Source organism: Mucilaginibacter psychrotolerans (genome assembly GCF_004519315.1).
Lineage (GTDB): Bacteria > Bacteroidota > Bacteroidia > Sphingobacteriales > Sphingobacteriaceae > Mucilaginibacter > Mucilaginibacter psychrotolerans.
On the sequence record NZ_SOZE01000003.1, the window covers coordinates 25,933 to 41,878 of the forward strand.

General features: G+C 44.7%; 13 protein-coding genes. 9 read left to right on the top strand and 4 right to left on the bottom strand.

All coding sequences use genetic code 11. The features are described 5' to 3' along the window. Positions 1 to 252 precede the first annotated feature (252 nt). Together E2R66_RS04060 and E2R66_RS04065 are read right to left on the bottom strand one after the other, a co-directional pair. On the bottom strand, positions 253 to 1,647 hold the full coding sequence (locus E2R66_RS04060; protein WP_133226940.1) for an arginine decarboxylase: 1,395 nt from the start codon (positions 1,645 to 1,647) through the stop codon (positions 253 to 255). A 194-nt stretch (positions 1,648 to 1,841) separates the two neighbouring features. Then, entirely contained in the window at positions 1,842 to 3,080 is a 1,239-nt protein-coding gene (locus E2R66_RS04065; protein WP_133226942.1) for a glycosyltransferase family 87 protein, read from the bottom strand. A gap of 545 nt (positions 3,081 to 3,625) precedes the next feature. On the opposite strand from E2R66_RS04065, the gene E2R66_RS04070 reads away from it, so the two are divergent. The 9 genes from E2R66_RS04070 to E2R66_RS04110 all read left to right on the top strand — a co-directional run bounded on the left by E2R66_RS04070 (position 3,626) and on the right by E2R66_RS04110 (position 13,725). Then, the gene (locus E2R66_RS04070) at positions 3,626 to 3,976 is read left to right on the top strand and encodes a YciI family protein (RefSeq protein WP_133226944.1); all 351 of its coding nucleotides are present in this window, start codon (positions 3,626 to 3,628) and stop codon (positions 3,974 to 3,976) included. Positions 3,977 to 4,130: 154 nt separating this feature from the next. Beyond that, a complete protein-coding gene (locus tag E2R66_RS04075; RefSeq protein WP_133226946.1) occupies positions 4,131 to 5,363 on the top strand; it encodes an RNA polymerase sigma factor in 1,233 nt (410 codons plus the stop codon). A gap of 168 nt (positions 5,364 to 5,531) precedes the next feature. Next, positions 5,532 to 6,992 carry an MBOAT family O-acyltransferase gene (locus tag E2R66_RS04080; RefSeq protein WP_133226948.1) on the top strand — a complete coding sequence of 487 codons (1,461 nt, stop codon included), beginning with the start codon at positions 5,532 to 5,534 and terminating at the stop codon, positions 6,990 to 6,992. Position 6,993: 1 nt separating this feature from the next. Continuing rightward, on the top strand, positions 6,994 to 7,941 hold the full coding sequence (locus E2R66_RS04085) for a hypothetical protein (protein ID WP_133226950.1): 948 nt from the start codon (positions 6,994 to 6,996) through the stop codon (positions 7,939 to 7,941). 115 nt (positions 7,942 to 8,056) lie between these two features. After that, positions 8,057 to 8,623 carry a Crp/Fnr family transcriptional regulator gene (locus E2R66_RS04090; protein ID WP_133226952.1) on the top strand — a complete coding sequence of 189 codons (567 nt, stop codon included), beginning with the start codon at positions 8,057 to 8,059 and terminating at the stop codon, positions 8,621 to 8,623. Between the two features lie 155 nt (positions 8,624 to 8,778). Continuing rightward, a complete protein-coding gene (locus E2R66_RS04095; protein ID WP_133226954.1) occupies positions 8,779 to 10,083 on the top strand; it encodes a sensor histidine kinase in 1,305 nt (434 codons plus the stop codon). Between the two features lie 15 nt (positions 10,084 to 10,098). Next, entirely contained in the window at positions 10,099 to 12,276 is a 2,178-nt protein-coding gene (locus tag E2R66_RS04100) for a sensor histidine kinase (RefSeq protein WP_133226956.1), read from the top strand. 22 nt (positions 12,277 to 12,298) lie between these two features. Next, a complete protein-coding gene (locus E2R66_RS04105) occupies positions 12,299 to 12,679 on the top strand; it encodes a response regulator (protein WP_133226958.1) in 381 nt (126 codons plus the stop codon). A gap of 2 nt (positions 12,680 to 12,681) precedes the next feature. Next, positions 12,682 to 13,725, top strand: coding sequence for an adenylate/guanylate cyclase domain-containing protein (locus E2R66_RS04110; RefSeq protein WP_204985857.1), 1,044 nt, complete (start codon positions 12,682 to 12,684; stop codon positions 13,723 to 13,725). A 108-nt stretch (positions 13,726 to 13,833) separates the two neighbouring features. On the opposite strand, the gene E2R66_RS04115 is transcribed toward E2R66_RS04110, so the two are convergent. Both E2R66_RS04115 and E2R66_RS04120 read right to left on the bottom strand, forming a co-directional pair. Continuing rightward, positions 13,834 to 15,009, bottom strand: coding sequence for a glycosyltransferase family 2 protein (locus E2R66_RS04115; RefSeq protein WP_133226962.1), 1,176 nt, complete (start codon positions 15,007 to 15,009; stop codon positions 13,834 to 13,836). Further along, positions 15,006 to 15,929: a glycosyltransferase family 2 protein gene (locus E2R66_RS04120; RefSeq protein ID WP_133226964.1), complete on the bottom strand. Its 924-nt coding sequence runs from the start codon at positions 15,927 to 15,929 to the stop codon at positions 15,006 to 15,008. Before E2R66_RS04120 ends, E2R66_RS04115 begins: the two co-directional genes overlap by 4 nt. Positions 15,930 to 15,946: the final 17 nt, after the last annotated feature.

The following is a 15,946-nucleotide window of genomic DNA, read 5'->3' on the forward strand; positions in this document are numbered from 1 at the left end:
ATAATCAATGCAGGTAAACACAATTTATCAGTACGACATATAACGCGGGGTAGGTGCCCTTCTTTAGCAAGTGGACGGAATAGGCTTATGCCGATTTTTGGGGGCTTCGTTGGGTTCGGTGCAAGGAAAGCACTTTAGCTGTTCAATGGCTCTTAATTCGTGCAATTCGAATAAATTAGCAAAAATTCGTGTCAATAAAAAAGCACCACCTTACGGCAGTGCTTTTACTTATGTTAGAAAGAAAACTATTGCTTAGGTGGTGTAGCCCAGTATCTTCAATACCTGCTTGCTGTTTTGCTCCTCGCCGAAAACCTCGAAGTTGAAGGTTTCGTCGCGGTTGCGGCGAATGATCACATGCTTGGGCGATGGCAACAGGCAATGGTGTATGCCGCCGTAGCCGCTCAGTACTTCCTGATAGGCGCCGGTGTTAAAGAAGCCCAGGTATTGCACCTTACGGGTCTTCGGCATAAATACACTGTTCATATGCGCTTCCTGGTTGTAGTAGTCCTGCCCGTCGCAAGTGATACCGCCGAGGTTTACACGTTCGTACTCGCTATCCCAGTTGTTAACCGGCAACAGGATGTACTTTTGGTTCAATGCCCAAACATCGGGCAGGTTGGTAATAAAGCTGCCATCCAGCATCAGCCAGCGTTCGCGGTCGTTCTGCTGCTTGCGGCCCAATACTTTATATAAAATGCCCGAAGCTTCTGCCACGGTGTACTTGCCAAATTCGGTAATGATATCCGGCTCCATGGTATCGTGCTCGGCACAGATCTCTTTTATACGGCTCACGATCTCATTGATCATGTACTCGTAATCGAAATCGAACACCAGCGAATCTTTGAAAGGCATACCGCCGCCAATATCCAGCGTATCCAAAGCAGGGTTTACCTTTTTAAATTTGCAATACAGCGTAACGTATTTCTCCAGCTCGTTCCAGTAGTATGGGGTATCAGATATGCCCGAGTTGATGAAAAAGTGCAGCAGTTTTACCTGGAAGTTGGGGTTATCCTCAATTTTGTTGTGATAAAAATCAATCACATCCTCCATACGCACACCCAGGCGCGAGGTGTAGAACTGCGAATCGGGCTGCTCCTCGGCAGCTATGCGGATGCCCAGGTTGCAGGGGGTGGCTATGTCAATCTCGTCATCGTACAGGTTGAACTCTTCTTTATTATCCAGCACTGGGATAATATTGGTGAAGCCATCGTGCAACATATCTATGATGTACTGCTTGTACTGGAAGGTTTTGAAGCCGTTGCAAATCACGGTTACGTCCTTATTTAGCGCGCCTTTTTTCTCCAGCGCATCTATCATTGGCATATCAAAGGCCGATGAGGTCTCCAGGTGGATCCCGTTCTTCAGCGCTTCTTCTACAATGTGCTTAAAGTGTGAGCTTTTGGTGCAATAGCAATATTTATAGCTGCCGCGGTAATCATTTTTAATGATTGCCTGCTGGAAAAGTAGTTTGGCCTGCTGTATCTTTTTAGTGATCATGGGCAAATAAGTGAAGCGTAGGGGGGTGCCATACGTTTCAATCATCTCCATTAAATTAAGGTCTTGAAAGTAAAGTTCGTCCTCTATGATCTCGAAACCATCCTGAGGGAACCCAACGCTTAAGTCAAGAAATTCCTGGTAACTCTGCATCTATTAAAATTTTGGCAAAAATGTAATTTTAAAACGGATTTTTTTCGAAAATGTTAGGGTATTTTATGGGTGGATTGTAATTTGTTTGTGTAGGTTAAGATAAGGTTAGGGATTTGTTTAGTAAAAGTATCGAAGCGTACGGGGGGTGATATTTTGTTGTCGGAGGAATGGTATCGGCGCTTATTCAAAACCGCTTATTGATCGGCTGTTTTTAATTCATCTTTTGGCCTGCAAATCCATAAGATGGGAATTAACAGAATGGTGGCTACAGGAAGTATACGGACGTATAACAGCACTTCAAAGGCATACCCTGATATAACATCCCGGCCAATAAGTGGCGAAAAATTCACGCCTATCACGAAAATGACTATCCATAAAGGGATACTCACTTTTTGTTTAATCATATTCCAATTGATCATAACGTAATACGACAAATACACCAATGCAGGGATAATATAAACAAATGCATATTGCTGTTGGTGAGGGTATAATAACGGCACGGCAATGAAAATATAACTCATTTCCCAAAATTGGCGAATGGTGCTTTTTACAGCCTTAAAAGGAAAAGTTCTCAAAAACGCAAAAGTTAGCAGGACAAAAAATAGCCTTACCACATTTAAAATTAACGAAACCTGATGGAATGGAAGATTTACGAAGTTTCTCTTAAAGGTTAACACTCCCGTGGTATCCATTAAGTAAACAGGTATCAGCGCAACCAGGCTATTGGGCCCATCTTCTGCTTCAATGGTCCATTCTTTATTTCCCGGATTAATGAGGGTAAACCAGTTGTGTATTAAATCTAAATTTCGTTGCCACCCTAAATACAACGCGGGTAAAAAAAGAAAAACCAAATAAAATACGCAGCATGAAACCGCTGCTTTTACCTTATTGCGATATAATAAATAAAATACAAAGGCTAAAGGCAATAGTTTTATGTTGATGGCTAGGGCAAGTAATGCTGAGCCAAGGATATACCGATCGCGCCTGATCAATTGAATACTTTCTAACGTAGCCCATAATATAAAAATAGTCATTTGAACATAACCAATATCAACTAAGATAAAACGAAGGGACAGGAACAAGGATATGATGAACCATAGCTGCATCTGTTTTTTAGAAAGTTGTGACGTATCAAAATAAACGATAACCAGTATCCAAATCCGATAAAGTAAAAAGTAGGAGAACCCAATCCATAAAAGTTGAGAAATGATGATAGGAAGGCCCGAAAACGGCGCTAATAATAATGCACACAACGGGCTATAGTAGTATTGGAGATCTTGTGCAAAAGGTGGCGTATAAATGTTTTTGCCTTGAATTATTTTACTGCCGGCATCTACAAATACCTCAAAATCATGCGCGTTACGTGCACTTGTATATGCATAGAAAATAGCGGCGACAATCAGGGCAATTTTAAAGTATCTATTAATAACCATAGCATTATTTTAACGGCGAGGATAAATTTTTATGAGCATAACTATAGCCGTGTTTCATATTAGTTAAGTCCATCAATGCCAAAACGGAATTTTCCTTTCGGCGTGCTTTGTGCGAAGCTGTTTACGCCGATGAACAATAATGCAACGGTAAACGCCGCAGCCAGAAGTTTTTGTGCTGATTTCAGAATATTGATAATTCGTTTTGATTTTAGCTGAAACGAAAATATTTTCCTATGAATATTTGTGGGGTGGATATTTAACAAAGTTTAACAAAGGGCCTTGCCCTTGTTAACGCCATATTTCTCCAGCAGTTTTTCGAAAATCATGGCTACCAGCATAGATAAAAAGATGACCTACATCAGGGTTTCGCTAGTGCTAAGCGAACCAGCATAAAATAGAATCGGCGCATTTCGTTCTACTTACATAAAAATTTGTAAATTCTAGAGCCTGGTGTGCTGTGAAAAAACTGGATATTTAGGAAACGTTTGTCCAATAACGGCATTGCCAATCGTCATTGGGTTTTTAAACATAAAACTAAAAGCATCATGAAAGATTTCCTTCTTGTTTACCGGAGCAACTTTTCGCCCGTACCAACCTCATCTCCCGAAGAAATGCAGGCAATGACCAAAAAATGGATGGACTGGATAGGCAGCGTAGCCGCCCAAAACAAACTGACAGACCGCGGCAACCGCCTCAATGCCGAAGCGCGGGTAGTAAAACCCGGCCATGTGGTGACCGATGGCCCCTATATGGAAATAAAGGAAGCCATTGCGGGTTACTCTATCATCAAAACCGAAACCATTGAAGAGGCTACAGAAATTGCCAAAGGCTGCCCCATTTTTTTGGTGGGAGGCAGCGTAGAGGTACGTGAGATTGGCGTGATCATGGTATCGTAATCGTCTGAACCGGGATTTGTCTGAATCAGAATCACAGAATTTCAAAATTGCAGGATGCAGATAGTAACGGCCTTACGATTAATTTTCTCCCAAGTGCCTTTATTTATATTCTGTTAATTCTAAAATTCTGTAAATTCTGATTCTAATATTACCTATGCAACAACAAGAACTCATACCACACCTGTTCCGCACCGAGTACCGCAAAATAACGGCGGTATTGTGCAAGCTTTTCGGCATAGATAAGATAGAGGTAGCTGAAGATATTGCCAGCGACACCTTCCTGCACGCCTCAGAACTGTGGGGCCTGCGCGGCCTGCCCGAAAACCCGGTAGCCTGGCTGTACACGGTGGCCAAAAACAAAGCCAAAGATCGCCTTAAGCGCGATACGCTTTATCATAACAAAATCGTGCAGCAAATGCAGCTTTCAACATCGGAATTGCAGGAGCCCGATATTGACCTGTCCGACCAGAATATCAAAGATAGCCAGCTGCAGATGATGTTTGCCATTTGCCATCCTGCCATACCGCCCGAGGCGCAGATAGGCCTCTCGCTGCGCATACTTTGCGGCTTTGGCATAGATGAAATAGCAGCGGCCTTCCTAAGCAACAAAGAAACCATCAACAAAAGGCTCCACAGGGCCAAAGAGAAACTGCGCGAACTAAACATAAAAATCGAACTGCCCGGCGAAACCGAGATAAACCAGCGACTGGATACCGTTCTGGCTACACTTTACCTGCTTTTTAATGAGGGATACTATTCGCAGGCCCGCGACATAACCATGCGGAAGGATGTATCATTGGAAGCCATCCGACTCACCCACTTACTCACCGGCGACAGGGCAACCAACAAGCCCCCAGTACACGCCCTCCTGGCACTTATGAGCTTCCACGCCTCGCGGTTTGAAGCGCGACTAGGCCAAAATGGCGAAACGGTGCTCTATGACGACCAGGACGAGAACCTTTGGGATACCGACCTGGTAAAGCAAGGAAAATATTTTATGCAGTTGAGCTGGGAGGGAGGTACCATCAGTAAATACCATCTGGAGGCTGGCATAGCCTACTGGCACACCATCAAAGCCGATAGTGTCGAAAAATGGGAAAGCATATTGCAGTTTTATAATCAGTTACTGATTATTCAGTACTCACCCATGGCGGCACTCAACCGCACCTATGCGCTAGCCAAAGCCAACGGTAAACAGGAAGCTATAGCAGAAGCCGAGAAACTGGGCCTAAGCGGCAACCATTTGTATCACTCGCTGCTGGGCGAATTGTATATAGATGTGGATAATAGCAAAGCGGTGGAGCATCTAAACATTGCGCTGAAGTTAGCAAAATCGAAAGCGGATAGAGAAGTGATGGAGAGGAAGATTGCAGGGATAAAAACATAGGCCGATATTTTGGCTTTTCGTAAAATGCGATTATCTGTAGATAAATGGGGTTTACAATGTCAATTAATCGATTTTTTGGATACGTTACTGCAACCATTGTAATTTTTAGCTAAAAGTACTATCTTGCAGCGATTACAAGGCGCCCCCCTTATCTTATCGATTGATCGTATGCTTTTCAATTCCCTAGGCTTCGCGCTGTTTTTGCCCATAGTTTTTGTACTTTATTGGTTTGTTACCAATAAAAACCTCAAGGCGCAAAATTTACTGCTGCTTGCCGCAAGCTATTTCTTTTATTCCTGCTGGGATTACCGCTTCCTGTTCTTGCTTATTTTCTCCACTTTCCTTGATTTTTACACAGGGCAGCGCATTTACCGCGCGGTAAAGCCCGCCAGTAAGAAATTTTGGCTCTACCTAAGCGTAGGGGTAAACCTGGGGCTTTTGGGCGTGTTTAAATACTACAACTTTTTTGTAGATAGCCTTGCCCACAGCTTGTCGGCAGTAGGCGTAACGGCATCATTCAATACATTGGATGTGATATTGCCGGTAGGTATCTCATTCTATACGTTCCACGGGCTTTCTTACGTTTTCGATATACATAACGGGCGCACCAAGCCTACCGATAACTTTGTAGATTACTCTGTGTTCGTGAGCTTTTTCCCGTTGCTGGTGGCGGGCCCCATAGAGCGGGCAACCCACCTGCTGCCGCAAATAGAAAAACCGCGCCGGTTCAGTTACCAGCAGGCGGTAAACGGCATGCGACAAATATTATGGGGGTACTTCAAGAAAGTGGCCATTGCCGATAACTGTGCCGAATACGCCAATATGATATTCAACAATTCGGGCCATTACCCGGGTAGTGTGCTGCTGCTGGGTGCTGTTTTGTTCAGCATACAAATATACTGCGATTTCTCTGGCTATTCAGATATTGCCCTGGGCGTAGCCAGACTGTTCGGTATCGAGCTTTTGCGCAACTTTGCTTTCCCATTCTTCTCGCGCGATATTGCCGAATTTTGGCGCCGATGGCATATCTCATTATCGTCGTGGTTTAAAGATTACCTGTACATACCCTTGGGCGGCAGCAAAGTAAACACCTGGAAAAGGGTGCGCAACACGATTATCATTTTCGTAATGAGTGGCCTGTGGCATGGCGCCGCCTGGACCTATATCATCTGGGGGGCCTTAAATGCGCTTTATATCATTCCATCCATATTAATCAAAAGCAATCGCAATCACCTGGATACAGTTGCACAGGGGCGTTTGCTGCCAAGCCTTAGCGATACCTTTAAAATGCTGGTCACTTTTATGCTTACTACGCTTGCGCTGGCCGTTTTCCGTTCGGCGGATATGGCGCATGCTTTCAGCTTCATTGGCGGCATTTTCACCAAATCGTTTTTCGTAATCCCAACGGGCGAGATGCTAATGGGTGCTTCGGTGAACATTTTAGCCCTACTGGTGGTAGTTACCCTATTTATGGTTGCCGAGTGGCTTGGTCGCGAGAGCTTGTTTGCCATAGAGCATACCGGCGAAAAATGGCCGAGGCCCTTACGCTGGGCGTTTTATCTTACTATAGTGTTATCAACCCTGTATCTTACGGGCATACCGCAGCAATTTGTTTATTTTCAGTTTTGATATGAAGAAGTTTATCCTGAATATAATCGTTTTTATAGTGCTGCTTACCTTGCTGGTATTCGGCATGAACAGGAATTATTTCCCGGCTAAGGCCACGGGCAATGACGGGTACATAGGTGCCATTGTAGATAAGCATGCTTACGCCGATAAAACCAAATCGCCCCGCATTATTTTCTGTGGCGGGTCTAGCATCGCCTTCGGTATCGATAGCAAGATGATAGAGCAGGCCACCGGCTTACCTGTAGTAAACATGGGAATTAACGGTAGCCTCGGTCTCGATTTTATATTAAACCAGGCGCGCTACGTTGCCAGGCCGAATGATATCGTAATCGTATCCGTTGAATACAACTTATCTGAAGAGGGGAGTTATAAATTTAAGCAAGAGGCCGCACGTATATACCCGCCTGCGAGCAACTTTTTCAAACATACTATCAGTCAGCGCATCAACGATTTTTTTGTTTCAGATTTCCAGCATAACTTCTTTATCACGTTCTCGCATTTAACCAACCGTAAGTTGCGCGAATTCCCCAAGAACGTAGTTTACTCGCGTAGTTCGTTTAACGAGAATGGCGATGTGGTGCGCAATTTCGATCCGCACCCCTCGCACGATTTCCTGCAAAAATTTGAGCTTAACCATATACCTAACCCTGATATTGCCCCGCTTAACAGCTTCAAGTCCTTTGCCGACGAACGCAAAATAAAGGTTTATTTCTTGTTCCCTTCGCTGGATGAGCTTGCCTATAAGCCAAAGAAACATGTGGTTAGCATTATAGCAAACGAATATAACGAAGGGATGCATATCCCGAGGCTGAATAAGCCAGAAGATTCAGTTTTCCCGGATAGTCTTTTTTACGACACCGAATACCACCTCGTACCCGCCGGTAAAAAGATACGTACCCAAAAGATACTGGATTTGCTAAAGGAAAAAGGTATCGTAAAGGTAAAGTAAACAGGTACTTGTTTTCACTTTTAAACAGGCGCTTTCCATACGATAACAAATTGCAGTATTTGGCGGCTGGTATCATTTTTTTTTTGAAATTAGCGGTCTATCGCTTAACGCCAACATGACCGTCGAACTCAAAAATTATATCAGCAGCTATGCTACCTTTCCAGAGGCCGAACTGAGCGATATTGTAAGCCGGTTTAAGGAGCGCAAGGTTGCCAAGAATGATTTCCTGCTGCGCGAAGGCACTGTTTGCCAGGACTTGGTGTTTGTGCAGGAGGGGTGCCTGCGCTTATATTATGTAGACGATGATGTAGAGATATCCGTATGGTTTGCTTTCCCCGATTCTTCGGCCATTGATATCTACAGTTTCATCAGCGATAAACCATCTAACTATTTCTTGCAGGCTATTGAAGATAGTACCATCTGGTACCTGCCCAAGGCGGAGCTGGAAACATTATATACGCAATTCCCCACCATGCAGGAAATGATGCGCAAGTTTTGGGAGGATGCTGTGCTTAACCTTATCGACCGCTTTACCGCCCTGCAGCGCGATAGTGCCGAGAAACGCTACCTCGATTTAATGGCCAAGCCGCCGTACCTGCAAAAGATACCACAAAAATACCTGGCATCGTTCATTGGCGTTACGCCAACGTCGTTAAGCCGTATAAGGAAGGGGATACGCTAAGCTGCTGCGCTTTCTTGCTTCGGATTAACTGAACGAATAGGCACGGGTTATCTAATTAGTAATTGAAATCCAATCCACCAATTTATGCGCTATAGTGCGCAATCTTTTGCATAAAATATTATCTTTAATGCAATAAATAATCCACCTTCTAAAACATGCATTTCTTTCTCTTTTTCGCAGCGTTTTTATTGATAACGCGTGTACGTAAAGTAATCAAATTTACACCGCTAAAAGCCAAGTGGATCATGATGATCAATTTGGCCAGTGTATTTATTTGGGTGTTGTTTGTCATAGTGGCCGATAAGATTGATTCGCCTTATAATTTGCTCGTTGGAGATGCCGTGCTGCTTGGCTTAATGATCTATTTAACCCGGGAAGAAGATTTTAAAATGATGCGCTCTTATATAGAAGCGCATTACCCTTTGGTGATAGTGGCCTTTTTAGAGGGTGTTATTGAGCTCTTTTCGCCAACGTTTGCAGATAACCACGATTCGGCTTTCACCATCATATTGCTGCTCGCATTCTCCTGGATCTTTGCGCGCTGGGCAAGTTCAAAGAAACAGGAAGAAGAGTTTAGGGCAATAAACCAGCAAAATATTATTTTAGATAAACTTGTTGCCGAGCGTACCGCCGAACTAACCAAACAAAAAGACGAACTACAGGAAGCCGTGAAGCTACTGCAAACCACCCAACAACAACTGATACAATCAGAGAAATTGGCCTCCCTGGGCGAACTAACTGCCGGCATAGCGCACGAGATACAGAACCCGCTCAACTTTGTGAATAACTTTAGCGAGGTAAGCATGGAACTGATAGACGAAATGGGAGAGGAACTGGCCAAAGGCGATACCGAAGAAGCCATGGCCATCGCTAATGACATCAAACAAAACCTGGAAAAGATACGCCACCACGGCAAACGCGCAGATGGTATCGTAAAAGGAATGCTACAACATAGCCGCGCCAGCAGCGACGTGCAGGAACCTACCAACCTCAACAATCTGGCCGATGAGTACCTGCGCCTAGCCTACCATGGCTTGCGCGCAAAGGACAAAAGTTTCAATGCAGAGTTAGTAACGCACTTCGATACAAGCCTACCTTTGATCAAGGTTGTTCCGCAGGATGTGGGCCGGGTGTTGCTGAATATGTTCAATAACGCGTTTTACGCCGTACAGCAAAAACAAAAAGCCGGCGCAGCAGGCTTTAAACCAACCGTTGAGGTAAGTACCGAAACAAAAGACGGTGAGATTGAAATAAGGGTAAAGGATAACGGTATCGGTATTCCGGATGAAATAAAAGACAAAATATTGCAACCTTTCTTCACCACAAAACCAACCGGCGAAGGTACCGGGCTTGGCCTGTCGTTAAGTTATGATATCATTGTGAAAGCGCATGGAGGGCAAATAGATATCGAATCGCTTGAGGGAGAGTGCACCACCTTTATCATCAGATTGCCGCTTTAAATACTTGCTTTACATATGAGAAAACCTTACCTGTTGTGCCTGCTTTTTATTTTTTATGGTTTGGGTATACGTGCGCAAACTAACTTGCCCGAGGTTTATTTGATTAAAACGGATACTGCCCATTTTACCAGTAATGATGTGCAATACTACCGTATGCTTGCAGACTCTTCTGCCAAACTTACTTTCGAACAGGTGAGGGCAATGAAGTTTCAGCCCGTTAAAAAGGAAGGCTACGTTATAAGCGATTTTCGCATCAATGTTTACTGGCGCACGTTCGTCTTAAAGAATACGTTAAACAAAACCTTAAGTATTGCCGTCCCCGCATCGGTATCCCGTATGGATGTTTACGCCGTAGATAGTGCAGGAGCAGTTATTCATAAAATAATAGGTGATGCTGTGCCCTGGTCGCAGCGCTCTGGTCTGAAGCGTTTCGACCAGGCCGTCTTTACCTTGCAACCGGGTGCAAAACTTGCCATTTACACACGGTATTTTATAGACTTTAGATTTGACAAACATATTTCAGACGCACCTGCATTTAAGGTACTAAAAAATGAGCAACAGGATGCGGTAGATTTTTATGAAGAACGGCTAAAGGAAGTAAGCATCTTATCTTTTTTGTGTGGTATAATGATCATTGCCGCGTTGGTAAACCTGTTTTTTTATACGGTAAGCCGCGAAAAACTTTACTTGTATTTTGCCCTGTTCGGCTTTTTTTACGTGCTGCTGGCCGGCAATATGCCTATTTACGATATCTTTTTGAAAGAAATACCGGTGCTTATTCGGTATAATACGTTGCCTGCATTGTTTTGCGGCTTTTTCTTATGGCGGTTTCTCTCGGTATTTTACGATGCGCCCTCCCTTTATCCGCGATGGTATAAATTCAGTAATTACCTCAGCTATGGTATTTTTGGTGCGGCTATACCGGTGTTAACCAACTGGACAGTAGGGAACGTTGGGCTTTCTATACTAATAGCCAGCATATCTGCATTGTTTCTGATAAACTCATTCATCATATTATCGTTCAGCCTGTTTAAAAGCCGGCAGGAGAAGGTGTTTAAGCTTATAACCGCACTGCCTTTCCTGTTCATCGGCATTGTATATATCGTTGCAGATGTAGTGTACCGGATAGCCTCTACTAAAAGCGGCTTTGTCATGTTTTTGTATACACATGGCGGCGATATCACCCTGTTTTTCTTTTACTGGCTGGTGGTGATATTTCTTTGGAAGATGATACAACGCTTCCAAACCCTGCAAAAGCAGGTGTTGCAGGAAGCTTTGGAACGCGAAGTTCAGGCCCGCGAGCACGAGGCCGAGCGGCTGGAACTCATTGCCTCGCAGAAAGTTGAATTGGAGCAGCAGGTAACAGAACGTACAGCCGAATTGCACCAGTCGTTAACAGATTTGAAGCAAACCCAAACCCAACTCATCCAATCCGAAAAAATGGCCTCGCTGGGCGAACTAACGGCCGGCATAGCCCATGAGATACAAAACCCGCTTAACTTCGTCAACAACTTTTCTGAAGTGAGCATAGAACTGCTGGAAGAATTGGTGGAAGAAGTAGAGGCTGGGAACATTGATGATGTAAAAGACATAGCGGGCGATCTTACCCAAAATCTGCAAAAAATAAACCATCACGGCAAGCGTGCCGATGGCATCGTAAAAGGCATGCTGCAGCATAGCCGTGCTACAGGCGGCGCAAAAGAACTTGCTGATATGAATAAACTGGCAGACGAGTACTTGCGCCTGGCCTACCACGGACTAAGAGCGAGGGATAAAACTTTCAACGCCGAATTGATAACGGATTTTGATCAAAACCTGCCCCTGGTAAATGTTGTGCCGCAGGATATTGGCAGGGTGTTGCTTAACCTGTTCACCAACGCTTTCTACGCCGTGCAACAAAAGCAAAAAACTGCCGGCCCGGATTATAAGCCAACAATCACGACAAAAACTTTTACTCCACCTTTAGGTGGCTGGGGGGCCATCGTCCGCGATAACGGTATCGGTATACCGGATAATATAAAAGATAAAATACTGCAACCTTTCTTCACCACCAAGCCAACCGGCGAAGGCACGGGACTGGGGTTGTCGCTCAGTTACGATATCATTGTGAAAGCACATGGCGGCAAAATTGAGATAGAAAGTAAAGAGGGGGAGTACACGGAATTTACAATTTCCATCCCGGCTACAACTTAAAAGAGGTATATTTACACAGCTTATGAAAATATTGGTAGTAGACGATGAGGCGGACGTTCAGCCGCTTTTTTTACAACGTTTCCGTAAAGAGATAAAAAACAACGAAATAGAATTCAACTTTGCCCAGTCGGGCGAGGAGGCATTGAATTACCTGCATCAGAAGCAGTCTGAAGTGGTGCTTATTCTTAGTGATATCAATATGCCAGGTATGAGTGGCATTGAATTGCTGGGCCACATCCGCGAGGATTTTCACAGTCCGCCACCGCCGGTGGTAATGATGATAACGGCCTATGGCGACGAAGAGAACCACCGCCAGGCGATGGAAAAAGGTGCTAACGACTTTTTAACCAAACCGTTGGATTTTAACCTGTTAAAAGAAAAACTAAAAACCTATACCGAGTAATAATGGCCAAAATATTAGTAGTTGACGATGAGGCAGACCTGGAACTACTGGTAAAACAAAAGTTCAGGAAAAAGATAAGGGAGAATATCTATGAATTTGTATTCGCGCAAAACGGCGAAGAGGCCCTGGAAAGAGTAAAGGAGCATCCCGATCTGGATATTATCCTCAGCGATATCAATATGCCCGTAATGGATGGGCTTACCCTGCTAAGCCGTTTGCCCGAGGCAAACCCAATGGTAAAGGCGGTAGTGGTATCGGCCTATGGCGATATGCAAAATATACGTGTGGCCATGAACCGCGGTGCCTTCGATTTTGTAACTAAGCCGGTAGATTTTGAAGACCTGGACCTTACGATGGAAAAAACCATTCTCCATGTGAAACAACTGCAGGAAACCATCAAGGCCATCAAAGAGAACAACATCCTGAAGATGTATGTGGATGAGAACGTACTCAACTTCATGACGCATAAGGAGTTTGAAAGCAGCCTGCTAAAGAACGAAACCATCGATGCCACCATTATGTTTGTGGATGTGTGTGGCTTTACCGCCATTACAGAGAATGTACCGGCTAATACTGTGGTAACGCTCATCAATAACCTGTTCGATCATATTGTAAAAGAAATAGTAGCCCAGGGCGGCCACGTAGATAAATTTATGGGCGATGCCGTAATGGCTGTTTTTCGTGGTAATTACCATTTGGATAGGGCCATTGATGCCGCGCTTGCCGCCCGCGCCCATATTGCCGGCATGGCTGCTGTGCACGCAGGCGATAAAGAATACCGGCCACAGATTGCCATTGGCATCAATTCGGGCGAGGTGATATCGGGCAATATCGGCTCGGCTTCGTTAAAGCGACTGGATTATACCGTTATAGGCGATGCCGTAAATTTGGCGCAGCGCCTGCAATCGGCTGCAAAAGCGGGCCAGATCATCATCTCCGAAGAAACTTTCCATAAAGCCAAGGAATCGTTCAGCTGCGAAAAAATAGGCGAAGTAAACCTCAAGAACAAAGCCAAAGCGGTTACCATTTACGAAGTATTGGAATAGGGGTTAAAGAGTACCCAATAATGAATTACTGAATTTTGGAATCATAGATACCCAAAATTCAGTAATATTATCCTGCGGATTTGTGGGATAACGTGCCGCTTATCTCCACTACATCTTCCGTTGCGCTTTCTCCCAAACCGAACTTTGTTTTTTGGTGAAATAGCGGATGATGCCCGCCAAAACCGCATAGTTCATTACGCAGAAGTAATAGGGAACAAACAGTGCCTTTACACGGATATGGCGTTTCTCCATCATAAAACCAAGGAATGCCAGCAAGTAGAAAAATACCTGCCCCGCAAATAAAAGCTGGTATATGAAGCCTTGCCCGGCAAAGGCGAGGGCAAAGTTGGTAATAAGGGCCAGTATCAAAAAGAAGGGTGTCACCGTCCACCTCAATACGCGATGGCTCACGTACTGAAACGATAGCAGAGGATATTTTAAAGAGAATAGGAGAGGCTTCAACCTTAGTATAGATTGCATGCCACCTGCGGCTATACGTATTTTGCGTTTCAGTTCCTCGGCAACGTTTTCAGATGCGGTTTCCAGCGCGTAGGCCTCCGGTTCGTAAATAATGCGGTAACCTTTGGCGGCTATCAGCATCGATATCATAAAATCATCTAAAACGGTATCGGGCGGCACATCCTGGTACAGGCTGCGCCTTACACTGAATAATTCACCCGCAGCACCCACCACCGAGTACAGTTCCGAATCCCACTTTTTCAGGGCCGATTCGTATTTCCAGTAAAAGCCTTCACCTGCAGCGCTGGCGTCGGCATTAGCGTCAATCTGCACGCGTTTTTCGCCGGCAACGCTGCCCACGGTCGGGTCTGCATAGTGCCGGCATATCTTTCTGATGGCTTCGGAGTTCAAAAAGGTATTGGCATCGGTAAAAACCACCGCTTCGGTATCCACATATTCCATGGCGCGATGCACAGCGGCAATTTTACCGGCGCGTTCGGGCCGATGCAAAAGTTGTATCTGTGGGTACTGGCTTATGATTTCGGCAGTACGGTCAGATGAACCGTCCGTAACGAAAACAAGCTTCAGTTTACCTGCGGGATAATTCAGCGCCAGACTGTTTTCAATCTTTTGGCTAATGAAATGCTCCTCGTTATAAGCTGCAACCACCAGGGTACAATACGGAAGTAGTTCGTCGGCGGTGTCGGTTGGTGTTTTACGGCCTTTTACCGCTCGTTTTATCTTGATGATGATAAACAGCAGTATACCATACCCAACAAAGGTGTAGAAGGCAATGAAAATACTGAGCCAGAATGCAATTTTCATGAAACTTTATTGATAGTGTAGCCTAATTCGGTACTGGTTTTTTTGTGCGTGATGTTCCACCACACCGCGCGGAAAAGTATGCCGATGAAATTATATCGCTTATCTTTTATATAGGTGATGATATTGCGTGGTACCACCATCAGCACGAAATAAATATAGAATACAAACGCCTTAAAAGCAGGTGCGTTATGGCGGATGAAAAGGATGCGGTTACGGTTCATAAAGTATTCTTTAAAAGGGCTGTTTTTACCCACCGTCATCGATTCCTTGTGATAAATTACCGCGCCGCCGTGCACCCAGGCCTGGTAGCCCGATTTGTTGATGCGCTCTCCCCAATCTACCTCTTCGTAATAAATGAAGAAGTTATCGGCCATCAATCCGGCTTTTTCGCAGGTTTCGCGTTTTACCATCATAGCGCCGCCATGGCAGTAACCGGTTTGGCCTAAAAAATTATCATATTGGCCGGTGTCTTTTTCACCTTTACCAATGGCCTGGTTACGGCAGGTATAATAATCTACCTGGGTAAAACCCATGTACTGGATCAGGCTCCGGTCGAAATCGTAAACCAGCTTGGGGGATATAATGCCTACTTCGGGGTGCGTATCCAGTACGTCTACCAGTTTCTGCACCAGGCCGGGCGAAAATTCGGTATCATTGTTCACCAAAAAATAATAATCGCCGGTTGCCGGTTTTATGCCGATATTATTGCCGCCGGAGAAACCCAAATTGGCTTCTGAGCGTATAAATTTAACGTTGGGGTATTTGGGTGCCCATTTGGGCACGGGGTTTACAGTGCTGCCGTTATCCACCACTATTACCTCTAAGTTTTCGTAGGTGTTGGTTTCGGCGATAGAATCTAACAGCTCTTCTGTTATCTTATCCTGGTTGAAATTGATGGTAACTACGGAAACCCTTTTCATGCAATTGTTTTGTTGTG